Source organism: Yoonia sp., from assembly GCF_036007805.1.
Taxonomy (GTDB): domain Bacteria; phylum Pseudomonadota; class Alphaproteobacteria; order Rhodobacterales; family Rhodobacteraceae; genus Yoonia.
In genome coordinates this window covers 1-2,478 of sequence record NZ_DASYOK010000022.1, presented here as the reverse complement: position 1 = coordinate 2,478, position 2,478 = coordinate 1, and the positions used below count along the sequence as shown (strand labels likewise).

The 2,478-nt window shown below is 56.1% G+C and carries 4 protein-coding genes; 2 read left to right on the top strand and 2 right to left on the bottom strand.

Annotated features, from left to right (window positions below; genetic code table 11):
• Positions 1–266: hypothetical protein (locus VGP75_RS01160; protein WP_327541901.1), on the bottom strand; the 266-nt coding region annotated here is incomplete at its 3' end.
• A 159-nt stretch (positions 267–425) separates the two neighbouring features.
• Between VGP75_RS01160 and VGP75_RS01155 the strand changes: the two genes are divergently transcribed.
• The gene (locus VGP75_RS01155; protein ID WP_327541900.1) at positions 426–707 is read left to right on the top strand and encodes a hypothetical protein; all 282 of its coding nucleotides are present in this window, start codon (positions 426–428) and stop codon (positions 705–707) included.
• The gene (locus tag VGP75_RS01150; protein ID WP_414727751.1) at positions 685–1,383 is read left to right on the top strand and encodes a winged helix-turn-helix domain-containing protein; all 699 of its coding nucleotides are present in this window, start codon (positions 685–687) and stop codon (positions 1,381–1,383) included. The genes VGP75_RS01155 and VGP75_RS01150 overlap by 23 nt, the downstream gene beginning before the upstream one ends.
• A gap of 3 nt (positions 1,384–1,386) precedes the next feature.
• Here the strand turns inward: VGP75_RS01150 and VGP75_RS01145 are convergent, their stop codons facing one another.
• Positions 1,387–2,343: a LacI family DNA-binding transcriptional regulator gene (locus VGP75_RS01145; RefSeq protein ID WP_414727750.1), complete on the bottom strand. Its 957-nt coding sequence runs from the start codon at positions 2,341–2,343 to the stop codon at positions 1,387–1,389.
• Positions 2,344–2,478 lie beyond the last annotated feature (135 nt).

Genomic DNA, 2,478 nt, shown 5'->3' with positions numbered 1-2,478 from the left:
TGGCGGCTGCGCTCTTCCTGCCGGTTCAGATCAGACCAGCCGTTGTTGCGGTTAATGCCGTTCCATTGCGGGTTATTGCGCGCAGGGCTGGCGGGCTCGGCACGATTACGGTTCTGCTCTATCGCCGAGCCGATCACCGCTGCGGCAGCCAAACCAATAATCAATTTTCCAACATCTTCGCGGTCCAACCCTTGGGCATAGGCGGGGGACATGGTCGCAAAGGTCAGCGACAGCACTGCGATGGCAGCAGTCATTGATTTTAACATCGTGTATCCTTTCGGTTTATCTGCCTGCGTGGGCGGCGATGAACCAAAAGTGCGTTGAAGGTGACTTGCCAAACAATAACGAGGGATGGTTATAGGATTGCCATCGCGATAACATTGGGCGTTATTGAATATCACAACTGCTTTCGATCAGGTGGGGACATGAAACAACTTTCTTTCTCATTCATGGCGCTCATGCTGAGCACGACCCTCGCGCAGGCCGCCTGCTATGCCGATTACAAGGCCAAGCAGGACGATCCTTTGCGGCTGCACTATGGTGTAGCCGAAGTACGGGGCGATTGCTCGGTTGGATCGGCCGAACGCCAACTGCGCGATCGGTTGGCCGGCAGCGGTTGGCAGCTCTTGAATGTGCTGGGCGTCTTTGATGACGCAGGCCTTGATGAAAGAAAGGACAGCGCAGGTGAGTTCTTCCTCCGCTACTGAAGCGCGCGAAATCGGCAACAAGATCGTTGTCGCAGGGATCGCGGCAATTGTTCTTATTCTGGCGATTGCAGCTGTGCTGCTGTTTATCAACCTGCCCGATGCCAACGCATTCAACATGCGCGTTGAACGGCTTTTCGTTGAAAATGATAATCTGACCAGCAATGCCGAAATCAAGCTGCTGGAAATTCTCGCAGGGTCCGGCACGGCGTTCTCCGATACACTGGCCTCTTATCGCTTTGTTATCTTCGTTTTGCTGGTTTTTGCGACGGCCCTTTTGATTGCCGCTGTTGCCTTTCTTGTCATGCTGATTGCCCTGAACCGCCGGATGGGGCGGATTGAACGGCAAGGGATCGAGGTGAACTCTCTTACGATCAGCCGCGATGAAAAGGCGGTGTATCTGAACGATTTTGAATTCAAACTGACCGATGCCGCGATTGAGACGCTTTCTGTGCTGGCCGAGGCACGCATGGACGACGAAGTTCTGACAGGGGCAGAGATCGAAGGCGTGATATCGGGGCGTGACGCTGCCGATTGCGATGAGGCCGCAGGTGCAACACGCATCAAACGCCTGCGCGACACCTTGGGCAATCAGATGATGAGCGAACTTCTGGTCAAGAATATCGCCCGCAAAGGCTATGTTCTGGCCATCGACAAAGACGTCATTCGCATGATCTAGGGCCTAACGGCGCAGGGTATCACCCGCCGCAAGGATCGGTTCCAGCGCAATGATGGGGCCGTCCGGCACGTCCTCACCGGCATTGAGCGCCGCGATAATCTGCGCGGCTTTCTGGCCAATCTCACGGCGGCACGCATCCATCGTCGCCAACCGGCGCGGTAGGCCATCCAAAAGCTCGACCCCATTGAAACCGGCCAGCCCCACCTTGCCAGGCACATCAATACCCTGCTCCAGCAGATAAAGCAGACCACCCGCACCGATCATGTCGTTCGAGTAATACAAGAAGTCCAGATCAGGCGTGCGTTCGACCATCTTGGCCGTCATCTCGCGCCCTTTGGCAAGGGCAGAGCCGCCGGAATAGAATTCCTGATCCGCGATCTCGATGCCCGCCTTGGCAAGCGTCCGCGTGAACCCTTCGAACCGTTTGCGCGCGCGGTGATCGAGCGGCATCTTTGTCCCCATAAAGCCGATCCGCTTGTAACCGGCGGCAATGATCTCTTCCGCCATCTTGCGCCCCGCGCGACGGTGGGAAATGCCGACACAATGATCGATTGGTTCGCCATCGGTATCCATGATTTCGACCACCGGAATGCCCGCCTGTCGCAGCATGGCTTGCGACGCCTCTGAATGTTCCAGCCCCGCGATAATCACACCCGAAGGCCGCCACGAGAGCATTTCAAAGAGAACTTTCTCTTCTTTTTCGGGCAGGTAATCTGTCACGCCGACCACTGGCTGCAAATCGGTACCTTCCAGCGTCTCGGAAATCCCCGAGAGCACCTCTGGAAAAACCATGTTGCCCAGTGACGGAATAATCACCGCGACCAGATTGACGCGCTGTGACGCAAGCGCACCTGCGATCTTGTTCGGGACATAGCCCAACATTTTCGCGGCATCCTGTACTTTCTGCCGTGTCGCGGCACTGACGTCCCCTTTGTTCCGCAGCACGCGGCTCACGGTCATTTCACTTACCCCGGATGCTTCGGAGACATCGCGCAAGGTCAGTGGGCGTCTTGGTTTGTTCGTCAAATGAAAAGTCCCGTGTGTGGTTTCTTCTATTGTTAGCGGCGCTTTGAGACAAAAGCCAGAACCGCATGA